This window comes from Gemmatimonadaceae bacterium, from assembly GCA_019752115.1.
Lineage (GTDB): Bacteria > Gemmatimonadota > Gemmatimonadetes > Gemmatimonadales > Gemmatimonadaceae > Gemmatimonas.
In genome coordinates this window covers 113,821-128,915 of the sequence record JAIEMN010000008.1, presented here as the reverse complement: position 1 = coordinate 128,915, position 15,095 = coordinate 113,821, and the positions used below count along the sequence as shown (strand labels likewise).

The following is a 15,095-nucleotide window of genomic DNA, read 5'->3' as shown; positions in this document are numbered from 1 at the left end:
CCGGGCGGACTGCCCGGTACCGGGGCGCGCGGGGCGGCGCGCGGGCTCGGCGCCGGCCTCAACCCCGATGATCCGCGCCGGGCGGCCCTCGAAAAGCGACTGCAGGAGCGGTTGCTCGTCGTTGTGCGCCAGCGCCTCAACCTCACCGACGAGCAGGTGACGCGGTTGCAGGACGTGGCCAGCAAGACGGAATACGAGCGGCGCGCCCTGCGGCGCGATGAGCTCACCGCGCGCTTCGCCATGCGACAGGAGTTGCTGGCGGGCGACAAGGCCAACGAGGCCAAGGTGGCCGACCTGCTCGAGCAGCTGCCGCGCCTCGAGCGCCGTCGCGTGGATCTCATGGAGCGCGAGCAGCGGGAACTCGCGAAGTTCCTCTCGCCGCTGCAGCGCGCGCGCTACTTCGGCCTGCAGGACGAACTGCGCCGCGGGATGCAGGAACTGCAGCAGCAGCGGCTGGCGGCACCGGACTCCGCGGGCGCCGGACGCAACGGCCTCGGTGGTGGACTGCGTCGGAATCGGCTGCGCCCACCGCCGCGCTGAGTAGCGGCGCGTCGCCGCACGTGATATCCTGAGGGCTCGCGATCGACCCGCGTGTCGATGCGAGCCCAGATGGCGGAATTGGCAGACGCAGGGGACTCAAAATCCCCCGACCGCAAGGTCTTGTGGGTTCGACCCCCACTCTGGGCATGCGCACGCTCCGCACGCAGCCGCCGTATTCACACGGGGTTGAGTTCCGGGGAGCGCGGGCCGAGATTACCACCGCGCCCGTGCATCGTCTTGTGCGGGTAGTGCCTCGGTTGTGCCCGATGGGGTGTAGCTCAATGGCAGAGCATCCGACTGTTAATCGGACGGTTGGTGGTTCGAGTCCACCCGCCCCAGTGTGCGCGAAGCCCGGTCTCCCTCAGGGGAAACCGGGCTTCGTGCGTTGGGTAGTACGGCGGAGCCTGGCCCCGCCGCAGTTCGCGGCAGCCATCCCGTTGAGTAGCTTCCGCCCACGCCGTCATCATCCGGTGACGCGTTGACCTCATTTGCCCTCTCGCCATGTCGCTTTCCGTCCAGCTGTCGCACACCGCGCCGGCCGCACTCGAGACGCCACTGTTGGCCGTCGTGCTTCCGGCCGATCCTACCATGGATGCCGGGTTGACCGGGATCGACGCCACCGTCCAGGGCGCCATCGGGCGAGCGATCGCGCGGCGGGACTTCCGTGGTGGTCGTGATGAGACGCTCTTCCTGATGGGCGGCGAGGGCGGGGTGCAGCGCGTGCTGCTGGTGGGTCGCGGCGCGGGCGCCATCACGCGCACTGCGGCGCGGCGCGCGGCGGCGATCGCGGCGCGGCAGGCCAACAAGATCGGCACCGGCGCGATGCACATCTGGAGCCCGGACGCCGACGCGGCGGCTGTGGAAGGCTTTGTGGTGGGCGCCGCGGCTGGCACCTGGCAGTATCCCGATCTGCAGACCCCGCCGCCCGAAAAGGATCGGCGTGCGCGCCTGACGAGTATCACCGTGGTCACCGCCGATGCGCCCGGCGTGCGCGATGCGCTCGATGCCGGGGTGGCGATCAGCGAAGGGCAGGCGATTGCCAAGCGGCTCGGCCAGATGCCCGGCAACGTCTGCACGCCCGAAACGTTTGCGCAGGTGGGTCGCGAGATCGCGGCACGGCACGGCATGCAGATCACCGTGCTCGGTCGTGCCGAGATGACCGCACTGAACATGGGCTCCTTCCTCTGCGTCGCGCAGGGCACGCCGGAAGATCCCAAGCTCGTGGCACTGGAGTATCGCGGCGGGCCGAGCGATCAGAAGCCCATCGTGCTCGTCGGCAAGGGCCTGTGCTTCGATACCGGTGGCATCTCCATCAAGCCGGCACCGGAGATGGAGTGGATGAAGTTCGACATGGCCGGCGCCGCCGGCGTCATGGGCGCGATGGAGGCCATCGGTCGGCTCAAGCTCCCGGTGAATGTCGTGGGCCTCGTGGGCTCTACGACCAACATGCCCTCGGGCACCGCGGTGAAGCCGGGCGATGTCGTGCGCGCCATGAACGGCAAGACGATCGAGATCATCAATACCGACGCCGAAGGACGACTCGTCCTCGCCGACGTGCTGGCGTACGCGAAGCGCTTCGATCCGGCTATCGCGATTGACGCGGCAACGCTGACCGGGGCCATCGTGATTGGCCTGGGCCACAACGCCGTGGGCGTGTTCGGCAACGAGCAGGCCGCGATCGACGAAGTGCTCGCCGCGGGCAACGCCGCCGGTGAGCCGGGGTGGTCGCTGCCGATGTTCGACGAGTACAAGGAACAGATCAAGTCGGACGTGGCGGACCTCAAGAACACCGGCGGTCGCGCCGCTGGCTCGATCACGGCCGCGCTCTTCCTGCAGGAGTTCGTCGACGGCTTCCCCTGGGTGCATCTCGATGTCGCCGGCACGGCGTACTCGCAGAGCGATCTCGGCTGGATTCCCAAGGGGCCAACCGGCACGCCGGTGGGCACGTTCGTGGAAATCGCACGGGCTCGCGCGCGCCGGTGATTCGCGCCATGGCGATGCGCCATCTCGTGGCGGTGGGTGTGGCGTGGCTGATGCCGCTCACGCTCTCCGCCCAGGTGGATACCACCAAGCGCCAACCGCCACGCGACAGCGTCAAGCTGGCCGCGCCGGCGGCGTCGCCGGCGCAGCCGCCCATGTCGCCCGCCGACTCGGCGGCTGAGCGGATCCGCCAGCGCAATGCGCGCATCGCCGATAGCCTGCGCCTCGACAGTCTCGACAAGGCGGTGAAGGGCGACACCATCAAGGCGCCGCTCGCCCGCTTCGAGATGCCGCATGATGTGGAGCTCTCGCCCCGTCTGCGCTTCTCCCGTGAACAGATCCTGCAGACCGGCGCCGAGAACATCGTCGACATTCTCGACAAGGTGCCGGGCATCACGACCTATCGCAGCGGCTGGACCGCCGGGCTGCACGCGGCCACCTATCTGGGCGATGGCGCGCGACTCCGCCTGTTCCTCGACGGCGTAGAACTCGATCCCATCGGATCGCGCAGCCGCGGGCTCGAGGATCTGACCGACATCGCGCTCTGGACGCTCGACGAACTGGTCATCGAGCGAACGCCGGGTGAGGTGCGGGTGTGGATGCGCACCTGGACCGTCACCAAGACGATTCCGTACACCCGCGTGGACATCTTCACCGGCGATCTGAACACCAACGCGTTTCGTGGCCAGTTCGCGCGCCGCTGGCGCAACGGCATGCTGTTGCAGCTGGGCGGACAGCAGGTGGCAACGCAGACCGGTCGCGTCTCGGCGTTCACGACCAGTGGCGTCTCGCGCGGACGCGGCGACGGCACGCTCCAGGGATTCCTGTTTCGCACCGGATGGTCGCGCGGCAAGATGAGCGTGGACCTCTTCGCGCAGGCCGTCTCGCGCGACCGCGATCCACACACGGCGCGTGAAGGGTTTACCGACCTCCCGGGTTTCAAGGGCCAACGGCGCGATGGCTACCTGCGACTGGGCTACGGCGACACCACGCGCGGGTTCTGGGCGCAGGCGCTCGTGCAGGCGCTGCGCAGCAAGATCGACAACAAGGACAGCGTGCTCATCGTCGGCAAGGATACGACGAAGATTCAGATGGACACCGTCACCGGTCGGACGCAGCAGGTCGCGGCGGTGGGGTATCGCGGACGGAACTGGCAGCTGTCGCTGACCGACCGGCTGCGCGTTCAGCCGGGGTACAGCCAGCACGCCCCCGCGCTGCGCGGCAGCTACTCGCTCGGCATGCTCGACGCGGGGCTGTGGGTGGAGCGGAACGGACGGGATTCGACCGAGCGGGCCGAAGCGTTCGTGCGGGTGCAGCCGCTGGCGTGGCTCCGCCTCACGACCGCGTACAGCCGGCGCAGTCCGAACGATTCCACGTTGCGCCCGGTGAACAATGCATCGCGCGCCGAAGCCGCCGTGCGCTTCCGCCGCCTGTGGCTGGGCGGTGGGCTGATCAGGACCGATCGCGCGGTGTATCAGAACCTGCCGCTGCTCGGGTTGCCGAACATCGAGATTGCCGCGGCGCCGTCGCAGGGGATTCTCGCGTCCGCGCAGGGCATCCTGTACAAAGCCATCCAGATGGACCTGCAGGCGGTGCGCTGGAACACCGGTCAGTACAATCGCCCACGCACCGCGGTGCATGCGGAGCTCGCTGTCGTGACCGATTGGCGCAAGCGCTTTCCGAAGGGCGAGTTTGGCCTGAACACGCGCATCATGTACGACCGGCGCGACGGCGTACCGTTCAACTACGGCACCGTGGCGACGCCGGAGCTGCAGGTGACTGAGGTGGCGCAGGTGGTCACCGGGCTGCTCGAGATCCGCATCCAGCAGGCCACCCTGTTTTACGAGTACCGCAACCTCACCGGCGGGGCGTACGAACAGATTCGCGGCATCACGATGCCGCCGGCGGTCCAGCTGTACGGGATGCGCTGGACCTTCTTCAACTGAACACGTCCGGCTCATGCCCCCTGAGCGTCGCGTATGGTTGACGTTGCTCTCGGGACGCGTTTCATTGCCGCCAGCATGATTCGCTCCATGACTGGCTTCGGCCAAGCCGAAGGCACCGTCGGATCGCTGCGGGTGATCGTGGATGTGCGCACGGTCAACCACCGATTCTTCTCGCCCAGCATCAAGCTCCCGGGGAGCTTTTCGCGCTGGGAAACGGACGTGCGCGAAGCGATGCGGCTCAAGGTGAGCCGCGGGCACGTCACCCTCTCGGCGCGCGCGGAGCGCCTGACCGACTCGCCCATCGCAATTGACGAGGCGCGGTTCGCGGCGGTGGTGACGCAGCTCAAGACACTGGTGGATCGCTACGCGCTCGCCGGCGGCGTGGACCTCGCGAGCGTGCTGCGCATGCCCGACGTGCTCGCGGCGACCCGGGAGGACGATGCGACGGGCACCGTGGAGGAGCTCGTCGGCATCGTGGATCGCGCCCTCGAGGCGCTCGCGAAGTCCCGGGCCGAAGAAGGCCATCGGCTGGCCACCGTGCTGCGTCAGCGGCTCGATGTGATCGAAGGGGCGCTGCAGCGCATTGGCGCGCGCGCACCGGAGCGGCTGGTGGCGCATCGTGACCGGCTGCGAGCCTCCGTCCGTGAGCTGACCGAGGGGCTGACCATCGACGAAACGCGGCTGGCGCAGGAGATCGCGATTCTGGCCGACCGCATGGACGTGGCCGAGGAGCTCGATCGCTTTCACTCGCATCTGGCGGCCTTTCGGGGCGCCCTGGCGGAGGCCGACGGCGAACCCGTCGGGAAGCGGCTCGGTTTCCTGCTTCAGGAAATGCTGCGCGAGGCGAATACCACGGGCAGTAAGGCCGCCGATGCGGCCATCCTCCATGAAGTCGTCGGACTGAAGGAGGAGCTGGAACGGATCCGCGAGCAGGTCGAGAACCTCGAATGACCACCTTTCCGGTCATCCTGTCCGCCCCGTCCGGTGGCGGAAAGACAACAATCGCGCGCCGTCTGCTGGAGCGGCGTGCCGACCTGGGTTATTCTGTCAGTTGCACGACGCGCGCCCCCCGCGAAGGTGAGGTGGACGGGCGTGATTACCGGTTCCTCTCTCCAGAGGCGTTCCTGGCCGCACGGGATGCGGGCGAGTTCGCCGAATGGGCTGAGGTCCACGGGAATTACTATGGGACCCTGCGCTCACAGGTGCGGGATGTGTTGGCCAGTGGCCGGCACGTACTCATGGATATCGACGTGCAGGGGGCGCGACAGTTCCATCTCGCGTTTCCCGAAACGGTACTGATCTTCGTGCTGCCACCGTCCGGCGAGGTGCTAAAAAGCCGCCTCACGGCGCGGAAGAGCGAAGATCGCGAGCGGTTGCTCGTGCGTCTGCGAAACGCGCGCGCCGAACTGGGGGAAGTGGGACACTATCACTACGTGGTGGTGAACGACGACCTCGAGCGGGCCGTGAAGCAGGTGAGTGCCATCATTGATGCCGAAGGGCTGCGCCACGACCGGGTGCAGGAAGTCGAAGCGCAGGTCGAGGCGCTCATCGCGCAGCTCGAACAGGAAATTCACGTCTTCAGCAGGGGCGACTGACGTATGCAGGTGTTTACGCCGACCGAAGTATCGAAGCACGCGGCCAACAAGTATCTGAGTGTGCTCATCGCGGCCAAGTTTGCGCGCCGCCTCAACGAATTTCCCCGCGACCGCTCGCTGCACGAGAAGAAGCTGACGACGCGCGCCCTCGAGGAGCTCTCCGGCGGGTCGATCGAGTACAAGGTCGTGCCGCGCCGCCCGACGGCCTGAAGCCAGTCGGCGTCGTAGTCCCCGCGCCGCGCCGAGACCCTCGTCCCGGCGCGGCGCGTTTTCTCCCCCTCACGTTCCTTCCGGGCTCTCCTTCGCGTGGACGCCAAAGACCGCCTGCGGCGCTATCTCGAGCAACGCCGCGAACTCGGTGAGTCCGAGTTCGTGCTCGACACGCTGTCAGTCGAGGACGTGATGCGCATGGTGGGCGTGCGGGGGGCGTCGGCCGCGCGGGCAGAGACGCGCGGCGATTCGCGTGCGGACACGCGTGCGGACACGCGCGCGGAAGCCCGTGCGGCCTCGCGACTCGAAAGCCGCCCCGAGACGGCGGCGGACGCACCCGAGTCCGCACCGGCCGCAGCACCGCCCCCAGCCCCGTCGGTCCGCTTCAGTGGCGACGCCAGCACCGACTGGCGCAGCACCTTGCAGGCGGAGGCCCCGCAGGGCGCCCGGCCGGCCCCCGTCCCCGTGCCAGCCGCTGGCGGCCGGACCGAGCTGCCGCCGTGGCTGGCGGCGCTGGGCGCGCCCGCGGGGCTGGAAGCCGGCCGGCTGCAGGTGGCCGAGCTGCTCCCCGAAGTAGCGGCCAGCACCACGCTGGAGCACATCGCCGCGCACGTCACCGCCTGTCAGCGGTGCGGCCTCCACAAGACGGCACGCAACGCGGTGCCCGGCGAGGGCAATCCGCAGGCCGAGGTGCTCTGCGTGGGCGAAGCGCCGGGCGCCAACGAAGACGAACAGGGACGCCCGTTCGTGGGCGAAGCCGGCCAGTTGCTCAACAAGATCCTGGGCGCCATTCAGCTCACGCGCGACGGGGTCTACATCTGCAACGTCCTGAAGCACCGTCCGCCCGGCAATCGCGATCCGCTCCCCGACGAAGTCGCCGCCTGTCAGCCGTACTTGCTGCGACAGATCGAGCTCGTGAAGCCCAAGGTGATCATCGCCTGGGGGCGCTTCGCCGCGCAGACGCTAATGCAGACCACGACCGGCATCGGCCAGCTCCGCGGGCAGATTCATCGCTATCACGGCGTCCCGCTCATTGTGACCTATCATCCGGCGGCCCTGCTGCGCAACGAGGCGTGGAAGCGCCCGACGTGGGAGGATGTGAAGCTCGCGCGGCGCGTCCTCGACGCGGCGCGCGACGCCGCCGGCCCCAGTGTGTCCTGATATGACCAGTCTTCCGGTTCCCGTTTCGAATCAGCAAGTGGCCGCGCGCGATCCGTTCAAGGAACGTGGCGCGCCCTGGTCGCGTGAAGCCGAGCAGGCGGTGCTCGGCGCCATGCTGCTCGACCCCGACGCGATCATGCGCGTCACCGAACATGTCGACGACACGATGTTCTGGCTGGAAGGGCATCGTCGGCTCTTCCGGGCCATGGTCGCCATCACGGAGCGCGGCACCGGCGTCGATCCGATCACGTTGGCGGCGGAGCTCGAGCAGAAGCAGGAACTCGAACACGCCGGCGGGCGCGAGTACATCGCCTTCCTCCTCGACGCGTCGCCGACGGCGGCGCACGTGGAGTATCACGCACGCATCGTGAAGGAGAAGGCGCTGCTGCGGCGCCTCATCGAAGTCAGCACCGAGATCGTCACCGAAGCCTATGAGTCGCGGTTGCCGGCGTCGGATCTCCTCGATGCCGCCGAGTCCCGCATCTTTTCGCTGGGGCAGCAGAAGGAGAAGACGGGCTTCACGCGCATCAAGGAGCTGCTGTGGCCCGCCATGGAGAAGCTCGAGGCGCTCGCGCAGCGCGATCAGACGGTGACCGGGGTGCCGACCGGCTTCACCGAACTCGATCAGATGACGTCGGGCTTCCAGCCGGCCGACCTGATCATCGTGGCCGCGCGTCCGTCGATGGGCAAAACGGCGTTCACGCTCAATATCGCGCAGCACGCGGCCATTACCGCCAAGGTACCCACGGCGTTCTTCTCGCTCGAAATGAGCAAGGAGTCGCTCGTGCAGCGTATGCTGGCGTCGGAAGCGCTCATCGACGCGCAGGCGTTGCGTAAAGGTGGTAGAGCGCTCGACGAATCGATGCCACGTCTCGCGCAGGCGGCTGGTATTCTGAGCCATGCGCCCATTTTCATCGACGACACCCCCGGCATCACCATTCTCGAGATGCGCGCCAAGGCGCGACGCCTCAAGAAGGATCACGATCTCGGGCTCATCATCGTGGACTACCTGCAGCTCATGACCGGACCCGCCGGCGTGGAGAACCGTCAGCAGGAAGTCTCGCAGATCTCGCGTGGCCTCAAGGCCATCGCGAAGGAACTCGGCGTGCCCGTCGTGGCGCTGTCGCAGCTCTCGCGTGCACCCGAACAGCGCACCGGCGACGACAAGGGGCGCCCCCAGCTCTCCGACCTGCGTGAGTCGGGCGCCATCGAGCAGGACGCCGACGTCATCATGTTCATCTTCCGGCAGGAAGTGTACGCCGAACGCGATGAGAACGGCCGGCTCAAGGATCCGAGCGTGGAAGGCCGCGCCGAAATCATCATCGGCAAGCAGCGAAACGGCCCGATCGGCAGTGCGCGGCTCTACTTCCACAAGCAGTACACGCGCTTCGACAACTTCTCGAACCGGCAGCCGCCGCCGGAGCTCGGCGGTGGGGGCGGCTATGGGGGCCCGCGACTCGTGAAGGGGCCCGACGACTTCAGCGGCACGCCGTTCTGATGGCGGCGTGGTCCTGCTGATGGCGAAGGCCAAGTCCGTCTATCGCTGCACCGAGTGCGGCGCCGAGTATCCCAAGTGGGCCGGCCGCTGCGAAAGCTGCGGCGCCTGGAACACACTGGGCGAGGAAGTCGTCGCCGCCGCGCCGGTCAGCAAGCGCACCGCCGCGCGCGCGGCGGCGGGCATCGCCGGCAACACGGTCACGTTGGGCACCGTCACGGCCGCCGCCACGCCGCGCTGGCGCACGGGGCTCGACGAATTCGACTTTGTGCTGGGCGGCGGCATCGTGCCCGGGTCCATGGTGCTCGTGGGCGGCGAGCCGGGCATCGGGAAGAGCACGCTGCTGCTGCAGGTGGCGGCGCGCCTCGAAAGTGCGGGGCAGAGCGCCCTCTACGTGAGCGGCGAGGAAAGCGCGCTCCAGGTACGGCTGCGCGCCGATCGCCTGGCCGAAGATGCCAGCGGCGTGTCGCTCTACACCGAAACATCGCTCGAAACCATTCTGGCGACGGCCTCGCAGGCGCTCCCGAATGGCAAGCGCCCCAGTGTGCTCATCGTGGACTCCATCCAGACGGTCCACACCGAACTGCTGGAAGGCGCACCGGGCAACGTGGGGCAGGTGCGCGAGTGTGCGGCGCGGCTGATGCGCTTTGCCAAGGACACCGGCACCGCCGTGTTCGTGATTGGCCATGTCACCAAGGGTGGCGGGATTGCCGGTCCCAAGACGCTCGAACACATCGTCGACACGGTGCTGTACTTCGAGGGGGATGGCACGCTCGATCATCGCGTGCTGCGCGCCACGAAGAACCGGTTCGGTAGCGTCGATGAGATCGGCGTCTTTCGCATGGTCGGCACCGGCCTCATTCCGGTCGAGAATCCGTCGGCACTCTTTCTCGGTGACCGCCGCGAGGTCGCCAGCGGCAGCGCGGTGTGTGCGCTCATGGAGGGCACCCGGCCGGTGCTGGTGGAGGTGCAGGCGCTCGCCGCACGGGCCGGCTTCGGCACGCCGCAACGCGTGGCCAACGGCATTGATGCGCGACGACTCGCGCTCTTGCTCGCCGTGCTGGACAAGCGCGGCGGCTTCTCGTGCGCGCAACTCGATGTGTTCTGCAACGTGGTGGGCGGGATGCGGGTGCAGGAACCGAGCGTGGATCTCGCGGTGGTCGCGGCCCTCGCGTCTAGTGTCGTCGATCGCCCACTGCCCGCGCAGGCCATCTTTCTCGGCGAGCTGGGCCTCGGCGGTGAAGTGCGCCCGGTCTCGCAGGTGGAGCGTCGCCTCGCCGAAGCGGCCAAGCTGGGGATGACGAGTGCCTATCTTTCGGATCGCGCGCTGCCGCGGCGTGCCCCCGGGGACATTCGCCTGATCGGCGTCCGCACCCTCGGGGATGTCCTGCAGCGCACCGTCGGCAAGGATGCGGACACCTTTGCGGGCACGAATGCAGGAACCCCTGCCGGAAGACATGCATGACTGATGACGCCCTGCCGGCTCCGCGCCGGATCATCCCACCGCCGGTGGTGGCCTCTCGCGCTGACGGGGCCAGCCCCGCCGACGAGGTCGTGCGCGATGTCGGCGTGGTGATCGTCGCCGGCGGCTCGGGCAAGCGCACGGGGAGCACCGAACTCAAGCAGTTCCGCTGGGTGTCGGGCAAGCCGGCGCTGCTGCACAGCGTGCAGGCCTTCATGGCGCGCCCCGATGTGGCGGTGGTGGTGGTGGTGTTGCCAAAGGCGTACGCCGCGGATCCGCCACCCTGGCTGTTCCAGTGCGACGTGGATCGCCTGCTGGTGAGTGTGGGCGGCAGCGAACGCCACGAAAGCGTCGTGAATGGGCTCGAGGATCTCCCCGAGGAAGTGAGCATCGCCGTGGTGCACGATGCTGCACGGCCGCTCGTCACCGACGGCACGATTGATCGGGTGATTGCCGAGGCGCGCAAAGGCCACGGGGCCATTGCGGCGCTGCCCGTCGTGGACACGCTCAAAGAGGTGAATGAGGCCGGCGAGATCGTGCGCACCGTCGATCGCACGCATCTGTGGCGTGCCCAGACCCCGCAAGCGTTTCCGCGACTCATGCTCGAAGAGGCGCACATTGCGGCGCGTCGGGATCGCGTGGGAGCAACCGATGACGCGGCCCTCTGCGAGCGGCTTGGCCGCAAGGTGGTCGTCGTGCGCGGCAGTGAACGCGGCATGAAGATCACCGAAGAAGGCGATTTCGCGCGGGCTGAGGCCCTCAGCATGCTCCCCGAGTGAGCGACACGTGGCACGGCATGCGTGACGCACTGACGGTTCCGTTCTGGTCGCCGGTCGAGGTGGAGGCGTCGCTGCGCGACACGATCCTGCACCTCGCGGAACGGCGCGTGCTCGCCTATCCCACCGAAACCGTGTACGGCTTCGGCACCGCGGTCGATCACGACAGCGTGGAAGCACTGGTGCAGCTGAAGGGGCGTCCGCCCGGCAAGCCGTTCCTGCTGCTCATCGGCGACCCGGCGCAGGTCGGCCGTCTCGATCTGCACCTGCCGACCTATGCCGCCCATCTGGCGGCCCGCTTCTGGCCGGGGCCGCTCACGCTCGTGCTGCGTGGCGGCGATCATCGGGTGCACCCGCGGCTTCGTGGTCCCGAGGGCGGAGTCGCCGTGCGGTGGACACCGCATGAGGGACTGCGCCGTTTGCTGGCCGCCTATGGCGAACCCATCACCAGCACGAGCGCCAATCGCCCCGGGGTACCGCCGGCCATGATCGCCTCTGAGATTGTGCAGCAGTGGCCGGAAGCCATCCACCGCGGTCTGCTGCGCGTGCTCGACGGCGGTCGGTTGGCGCCGTCGCCCCCGTCCACGGTCGTGGACTGCACCGGTCGCCGTCCGCGCGTCATTCGCCCAGGCGTGCTCTCGGCGGCGCAGCTCCGTGACTGTGTGCCTGACCTCATCGGCGATACCTGAATCCGGCCTCGCGATGCATCTGCTCTTCATCTGCACCGGCAACACCTGTCGCAGCCCGCTCGCGGAAGCGATCGCGCGCCGACTCATTGCGGAGCGCGGCATTCCCGACGTCACCGTCGGCAGCGCGGGCACGAGCGCGTGGCCCGATGCGCCCGCCTCCGATGGGTCGCTGCTGGTCGCGCTCGAACATGGCATGGACCTCGGCGAGCATCGTGCGCGCACGTTGTCGCCCGAGCTCGTGGCGAGCGCGGATCTGCTGCTGGCCATGGGCCCGCACCATCTCGAACGCGCCGAGGCACTCGGGGGCACGGGGCGGAGCCATCTGCTCACCGCGTACGGCTCCGGACACGCGCGCGCCGTGAGCGACCCCTTCGGCGGCGATCTCGATGTCTACCGGGGGACCTACCAGGAGCTCGAGCAGGAGATCGGGCGGGTGCTCGATCGCATCATCGCGGGGCGGACGCCGCCGCATGCCTGAGGTCGCGCGCGGGCCGCTGACGGCGCGCGAACGGCCGCGTGGCCTCGTCATTCTCGGGCACCCCATCTCGCAATCGCGTTCGCCCGTCTTTCAGAACGCCGCGCTGGCGCACGCCGGCCTCGCGCTGACCTACGAGCGCCTCGACACGCCGCCGGACGCGCTCGACGCCACGCTGGCCCACTGCGCGGCCGCCGGGATCGGCGGCAATGCCACCGTGCCACTCAAGGAGTTGCTGTACGAGCGGTGCGCGCAGGTCTCGCCCATGGCCGCGCGCACGGGAGCCGTGAACACGTTCTGGTTCGAGGACGGCGCGCTCCTGGGTCACAACACCGATGTGGACGGCGCCCTCGCCACGATCGACGCGCTCGCGCCAAACGGCATCACCGGGCCGGTGGTCCTCCTCGGCGCCGGTGGTTCGGCCGCCGCGGTGTGCGTGGCGCTGGCGCAGCGCGGCGTGCGGGCACTCACGATCAGTGCGCGGACGCCCGCGCGCGCGGAAGCGCTGCTGGCCCGCGTCGGCTTGTCGGGCACCGTACTCGGCCCCGACGAGGTCGAGCTGCACCGCGTCGTGCGCGACGCCGCCCTCGTGATCAACACCACGCCGGTTGGCATGCGCGACGACGCGCTTCCGGTGGCCATCGAGCCGCTTGGCGCCGAGACGGCCGTGTACGACCTGGTCTATCGCGAGCAGGGCACCGCCTGGACGCGCGCCGCCGCGGCACGTGGTCTGCGCGCCGAGGATGGCCTGCGCATGCTGGTGGAGCAGGGGGCGGCCGCCTTTCACTGCTGGTTCGGCGAGGAGCCCTCGCGCGAGGTGATGTGGCGCGCTCTGGGGCACGCTGGACCGCCGGCGCCAGACGCCCCGCGCGGGTGATGGCATGCCCGCGTCCGTGACCGCGTCGCCCGCACGGCGGCTCACGCCGCGCCCGTCGCTGCTGCACGGGTTGTGGTCGCTCCTCCTGCCGGCCGCCTGTGTGCGCTGCGGACGCGCACACGACGCGCCGTCGAGCGGGATCGTCTGCGGCGTCTGCCTGAGCCAACTGGTTCCGCTGACGGTGCCGCTGTGCGAGCGGTGCGGCCACCCTCGGCTCTCGCCCGGACTCCCGCTACCGGCCCCGCGCGAGGTCGCGCCCGGCACGGCCGGGCCGCTCCCCCCCTGCCGCTGGTGTCCGCGGGTGCACCCCGGGGTGCGCGCGGTACGGTCGGCGGTCCGGATGGATCAGGGGAGCGGGAGCGACCTGGTGCACGCCCTCAAGTATCAAGGGTGGTCTGCGGCGGCCGAACCCATGGCCGCACGCCTGGCCCGCCTCAGTTGGCCCCGCGATGTGCGGGAGGAGCGCGCCGCTCTGGTCCCCATCCCGCTGTCACGCCAGCGGCTCCGCGAGCGGGGATACAATCAGGCCGCCGAGCTCGCGCGGGCGCTCGCCCCCCGCTGGAACCTGCCGGTCTGGGAGCAGGTGCTCGTCCGTACGCGCCACACCGCGTCGCAAGTCCGGTTGACACCATCAGAGCGGGTGGGCAACGTTTCCCAAGCGTTTGTCGTGCCTGAGTTTCGACGCTCGCTGCTGCGTGGACAGCATGTCGTGCTGGTGGACGATGTGATCACGACGTCCGCGACGCTCAATGCCGCCGCCGAGGCACTCCTCGCTGGCGGCGCCCGCATCATCAGCTGTGTGACCTTCGGACGGGCGCCTGATCCTGGCGACCGCGCCGTTCCCGACTACGACTTCATCCGGAACTGACTCGAATGGCTCTTCGTGTTGGCATCAACGGCTTCGGCCGTATCGGCCGCCAGGTGCTGCGTGCCGCCAAGCTGCAGGGCGTCGCGGACATCGATTTCGTCGCCATCAACGACCTCACCGACACCAAGACGCTCGCGCACCTGTTCAAGTACGACTCGGTGCACGGCAAGTACGACGGCCAGGTGAGCGCCGATGCCGATGGCATCACGATCGACGGCGACAAGGTCAAGATCCTCGCCGAGCGCGATCCGGCGAAGCTGCCGTGGAAGGACCTCGGTGTGGACATCGTGCTCGAGTCCACCGGCCGCTTCACGGATGCGAAGGATGCGGTGAAGCACATCGAGGGCGGCGCGAAGAAGGTCATCATCTCGGCGCCGGCCACGAACGAAGACATCACCGTCGTGATGGGCGTCAACAGCGACAAGTACGACCCGGCCAAGCACCACATCATCTCGAACGCGTCGTGCACCACGAACTGCCTCGCGCCGATGGTGAAGGTCATTCGTGAGTCGTTCGGCTTCGTGCATGGCTCGATGGTCACGATCCACAGCTACACCAACGACCAGTCGATCCTCGACCTGCCGCACAAGGACCTCCGCCGCGCCCGCGCGGCCGCTGTCTCCATGATCCCGACGACGACGGGTGCCGCCAAGGCCACCGCGCTCGTGATCCCGGAAGTGAAGGGCAAGATCGATGGCGTCGCCGTGCGCGTGCCGACGCCGGACGTGTCGCTCACCGACCTGACCTGCATCGTCGAGAAGACGGTCACGAAGGATGAGGTGAACGCCGCGTTCCAGGCCGCCTCCGAGAGCGGCGCGCTCGAGGGGATCCTCGGCTACAGCACCGAGCCGCTCGTCTCGGTCGACTACATCGGCAATCCGAACAGCTGCACGCTCGACGCCGGCAGCACGATCGTGATCAACGGCACGATGGTGAAGATTTCCGGCTGGTACGACAACGAGTGGGGCTACTCGTCGCGCTGCGTCGATCTGCTGCGCTACGTCGGCTCGCGCCTCTAATC

Annotated in this window: 15 protein-coding genes and 2 tRNA genes; all 17 read left to right on the top strand. The window is 68.7% G+C overall.

From position 1 onward, the window contains the following. On the top strand, window positions 1-540 hold a 540-nt coding region (locus tag K2R93_04490), incomplete at its 5' end, for a Spy/CpxP family protein refolding chaperone (protein MBY0489076.1). 63 nt (window positions 541-603) lie between these two features. Next, window positions 604-687 (top strand) — tRNA-Leu (locus tag K2R93_04485). A gap of 120 nt (window positions 688-807) precedes the next feature. Beyond that, a tRNA-Asn gene (locus K2R93_04480) sits at window positions 808-879 on the top strand. Window positions 880-1,041: 162 nt separating this feature from the next. Further along, window positions 1,042-2,523: a leucyl aminopeptidase gene (locus tag K2R93_04475; GenBank protein MBY0489075.1), complete on the top strand. Its 1,482-nt coding sequence runs from the start codon at window positions 1,042-1,044 to the stop codon at window positions 2,521-2,523. An 8-nt stretch (window positions 2,524-2,531) separates the two neighbouring features. Continuing rightward, window positions 2,532-4,466 carry a Plug domain-containing protein gene (locus tag K2R93_04470; protein MBY0489074.1) on the top strand — a complete coding sequence of 645 codons (1,935 nt, stop codon included), beginning with the start codon at window positions 2,532-2,534 and terminating at the stop codon, window positions 4,464-4,466. 33 nt (window positions 4,467-4,499) lie between these two features. Next, window positions 4,500-5,417 carry a YicC family protein gene (locus K2R93_04465; GenBank protein ID MBY0489073.1) on the top strand — a complete coding sequence of 306 codons (918 nt, stop codon included), beginning with the start codon at window positions 4,500-4,502 and terminating at the stop codon, window positions 5,415-5,417. Continuing rightward, window positions 5,414-6,061, top strand: a complete 648-nt coding sequence (gmk, locus tag K2R93_04460) for a guanylate kinase (protein ID MBY0489072.1) — start codon at window positions 5,414-5,416, stop codon at window positions 6,059-6,061. The genes K2R93_04465 and gmk overlap by 4 nt, the downstream gene beginning before the upstream one ends. 3 nt (window positions 6,062-6,064) lie before the next feature. Next, on the top strand, window positions 6,065-6,271 hold the full coding sequence (locus K2R93_04455) for a DNA-directed RNA polymerase subunit omega (protein ID MBY0489071.1): 207 nt from the start codon (window positions 6,065-6,067) through the stop codon (window positions 6,269-6,271). Between the two features lie 96 nt (window positions 6,272-6,367). Beyond that, window positions 6,368-7,432 (top strand): uracil-DNA glycosylase, encoded by a 1,065-nt coding sequence (locus K2R93_04450; GenBank protein MBY0489070.1) that lies wholly within the window; start codon window positions 6,368-6,370, stop codon window positions 7,430-7,432. Between the two features lies 1 nt (window position 7,433). Continuing rightward, the gene (gene dnaB, locus K2R93_04445; GenBank protein ID MBY0489069.1) at window positions 7,434-8,930 is read left to right on the top strand and encodes a replicative DNA helicase; all 1,497 of its coding nucleotides are present in this window, start codon (window positions 7,434-7,436) and stop codon (window positions 8,928-8,930) included. A 19-nt stretch (window positions 8,931-8,949) separates the two neighbouring features. Then, the gene (gene radA / locus K2R93_04440; GenBank protein MBY0489068.1) at window positions 8,950-10,392 is read left to right on the top strand and encodes a DNA repair protein RadA; all 1,443 of its coding nucleotides are present in this window, start codon (window positions 8,950-8,952) and stop codon (window positions 10,390-10,392) included. Further along, window positions 10,389-11,168 (top strand): 2-C-methyl-D-erythritol 4-phosphate cytidylyltransferase, encoded by a 780-nt coding sequence (gene ispD / locus K2R93_04435; protein ID MBY0489067.1) that lies wholly within the window; start codon window positions 10,389-10,391, stop codon window positions 11,166-11,168. Before radA ends, ispD begins: the two co-directional genes overlap by 4 nt. Before the next feature lie 17 nt (window positions 11,169-11,185). Next, window positions 11,186-11,854 (top strand): threonylcarbamoyl-AMP synthase, encoded by a 669-nt coding sequence (locus tag K2R93_04430; protein ID MBY0489066.1) that lies wholly within the window; start codon window positions 11,186-11,188, stop codon window positions 11,852-11,854. A 13-nt stretch (window positions 11,855-11,867) separates the two neighbouring features. After that, complete coding sequence (locus tag K2R93_04425) at window positions 11,868-12,332, top strand: low molecular weight protein arginine phosphatase (protein MBY0489065.1); 465 nt, start codon at window positions 11,868-11,870, stop codon at window positions 12,330-12,332. Further along, entirely contained in the window at window positions 12,325-13,206 is an 882-nt protein-coding gene (locus tag K2R93_04420) for a shikimate dehydrogenase (GenBank protein ID MBY0489064.1), read from the top strand. The genes K2R93_04425 and K2R93_04420 overlap by 8 nt, the downstream gene beginning before the upstream one ends. A 4-nt stretch (window positions 13,207-13,210) precedes the next feature. Continuing rightward, complete coding sequence (locus K2R93_04415; GenBank protein ID MBY0489063.1) at window positions 13,211-14,074, top strand: double zinc ribbon domain-containing protein; 864 nt, start codon at window positions 13,211-13,213, stop codon at window positions 14,072-14,074. 5 nt (window positions 14,075-14,079) lie between these two features. Further along, window positions 14,080-15,093: a type I glyceraldehyde-3-phosphate dehydrogenase gene (gap, locus tag K2R93_04410; protein ID MBY0489062.1), complete on the top strand. Its 1,014-nt coding sequence runs from the start codon at window positions 14,080-14,082 to the stop codon at window positions 15,091-15,093. Window positions 15,094-15,095 lie beyond the last annotated feature (2 nt).

Bases quoted from the DNA above. Each gene is read 5' to 3' on its own strand.
- K2R93_04455 (MBY0489071.1), top strand. From the start codon at position 6,065: ATGCAGGTGTTTACGCCGACCGAAGTATCGAAGCACGCGGCCAACAAG.
- K2R93_04470 (MBY0489074.1), top strand. From the start codon at position 2,532: ATGGCGATGCGCCATCTCGTGGCGGTGGGTGTGGCGTGGCTGATGCCG.
- K2R93_04475 (MBY0489075.1), top strand. From the start codon at position 1,042: ATGTCGCTTTCCGTCCAGCTGTCGCACACCGCGCCGGCCGCACTCGAG.
- dnaB (MBY0489069.1), top strand. From the start codon at position 7,434: ATGACCAGTCTTCCGGTTCCCGTTTCGAATCAGCAAGTGGCCGCGCGC.
- gmk (MBY0489072.1), top strand. From the start codon at position 5,414: ATGACCACCTTTCCGGTCATCCTGTCCGCCCCGTCCGGTGGCGGAAAG.
- K2R93_04425 (MBY0489065.1), top strand. From the start codon at position 11,868: ATGCATCTGCTCTTCATCTGCACCGGCAACACCTGTCGCAGCCCGCTC.
- radA (MBY0489068.1), top strand. From the start codon at position 8,950: ATGGCGAAGGCCAAGTCCGTCTATCGCTGCACCGAGTGCGGCGCCGAG.
- ispD (MBY0489067.1), top strand. From the start codon at position 10,389: ATGACTGATGACGCCCTGCCGGCTCCGCGCCGGATCATCCCACCGCCG.
- gap (MBY0489062.1), top strand. From the start codon at position 14,080: ATGGCTCTTCGTGTTGGCATCAACGGCTTCGGCCGTATCGGCCGCCAG.
- K2R93_04415 (MBY0489063.1), top strand. From the start codon at position 13,211: ATGCCCGCGTCCGTGACCGCGTCGCCCGCACGGCGGCTCACGCCGCGC.
- K2R93_04430 (MBY0489066.1), top strand. From the start codon at position 11,186: ATGCGTGACGCACTGACGGTTCCGTTCTGGTCGCCGGTCGAGGTGGAG.
- K2R93_04420 (MBY0489064.1), top strand. From the start codon at position 12,325: ATGCCTGAGGTCGCGCGCGGGCCGCTGACGGCGCGCGAACGGCCGCGT.
- K2R93_04465 (MBY0489073.1), top strand. From the start codon at position 4,500: ATGGTTGACGTTGCTCTCGGGACGCGTTTCATTGCCGCCAGCATGATT.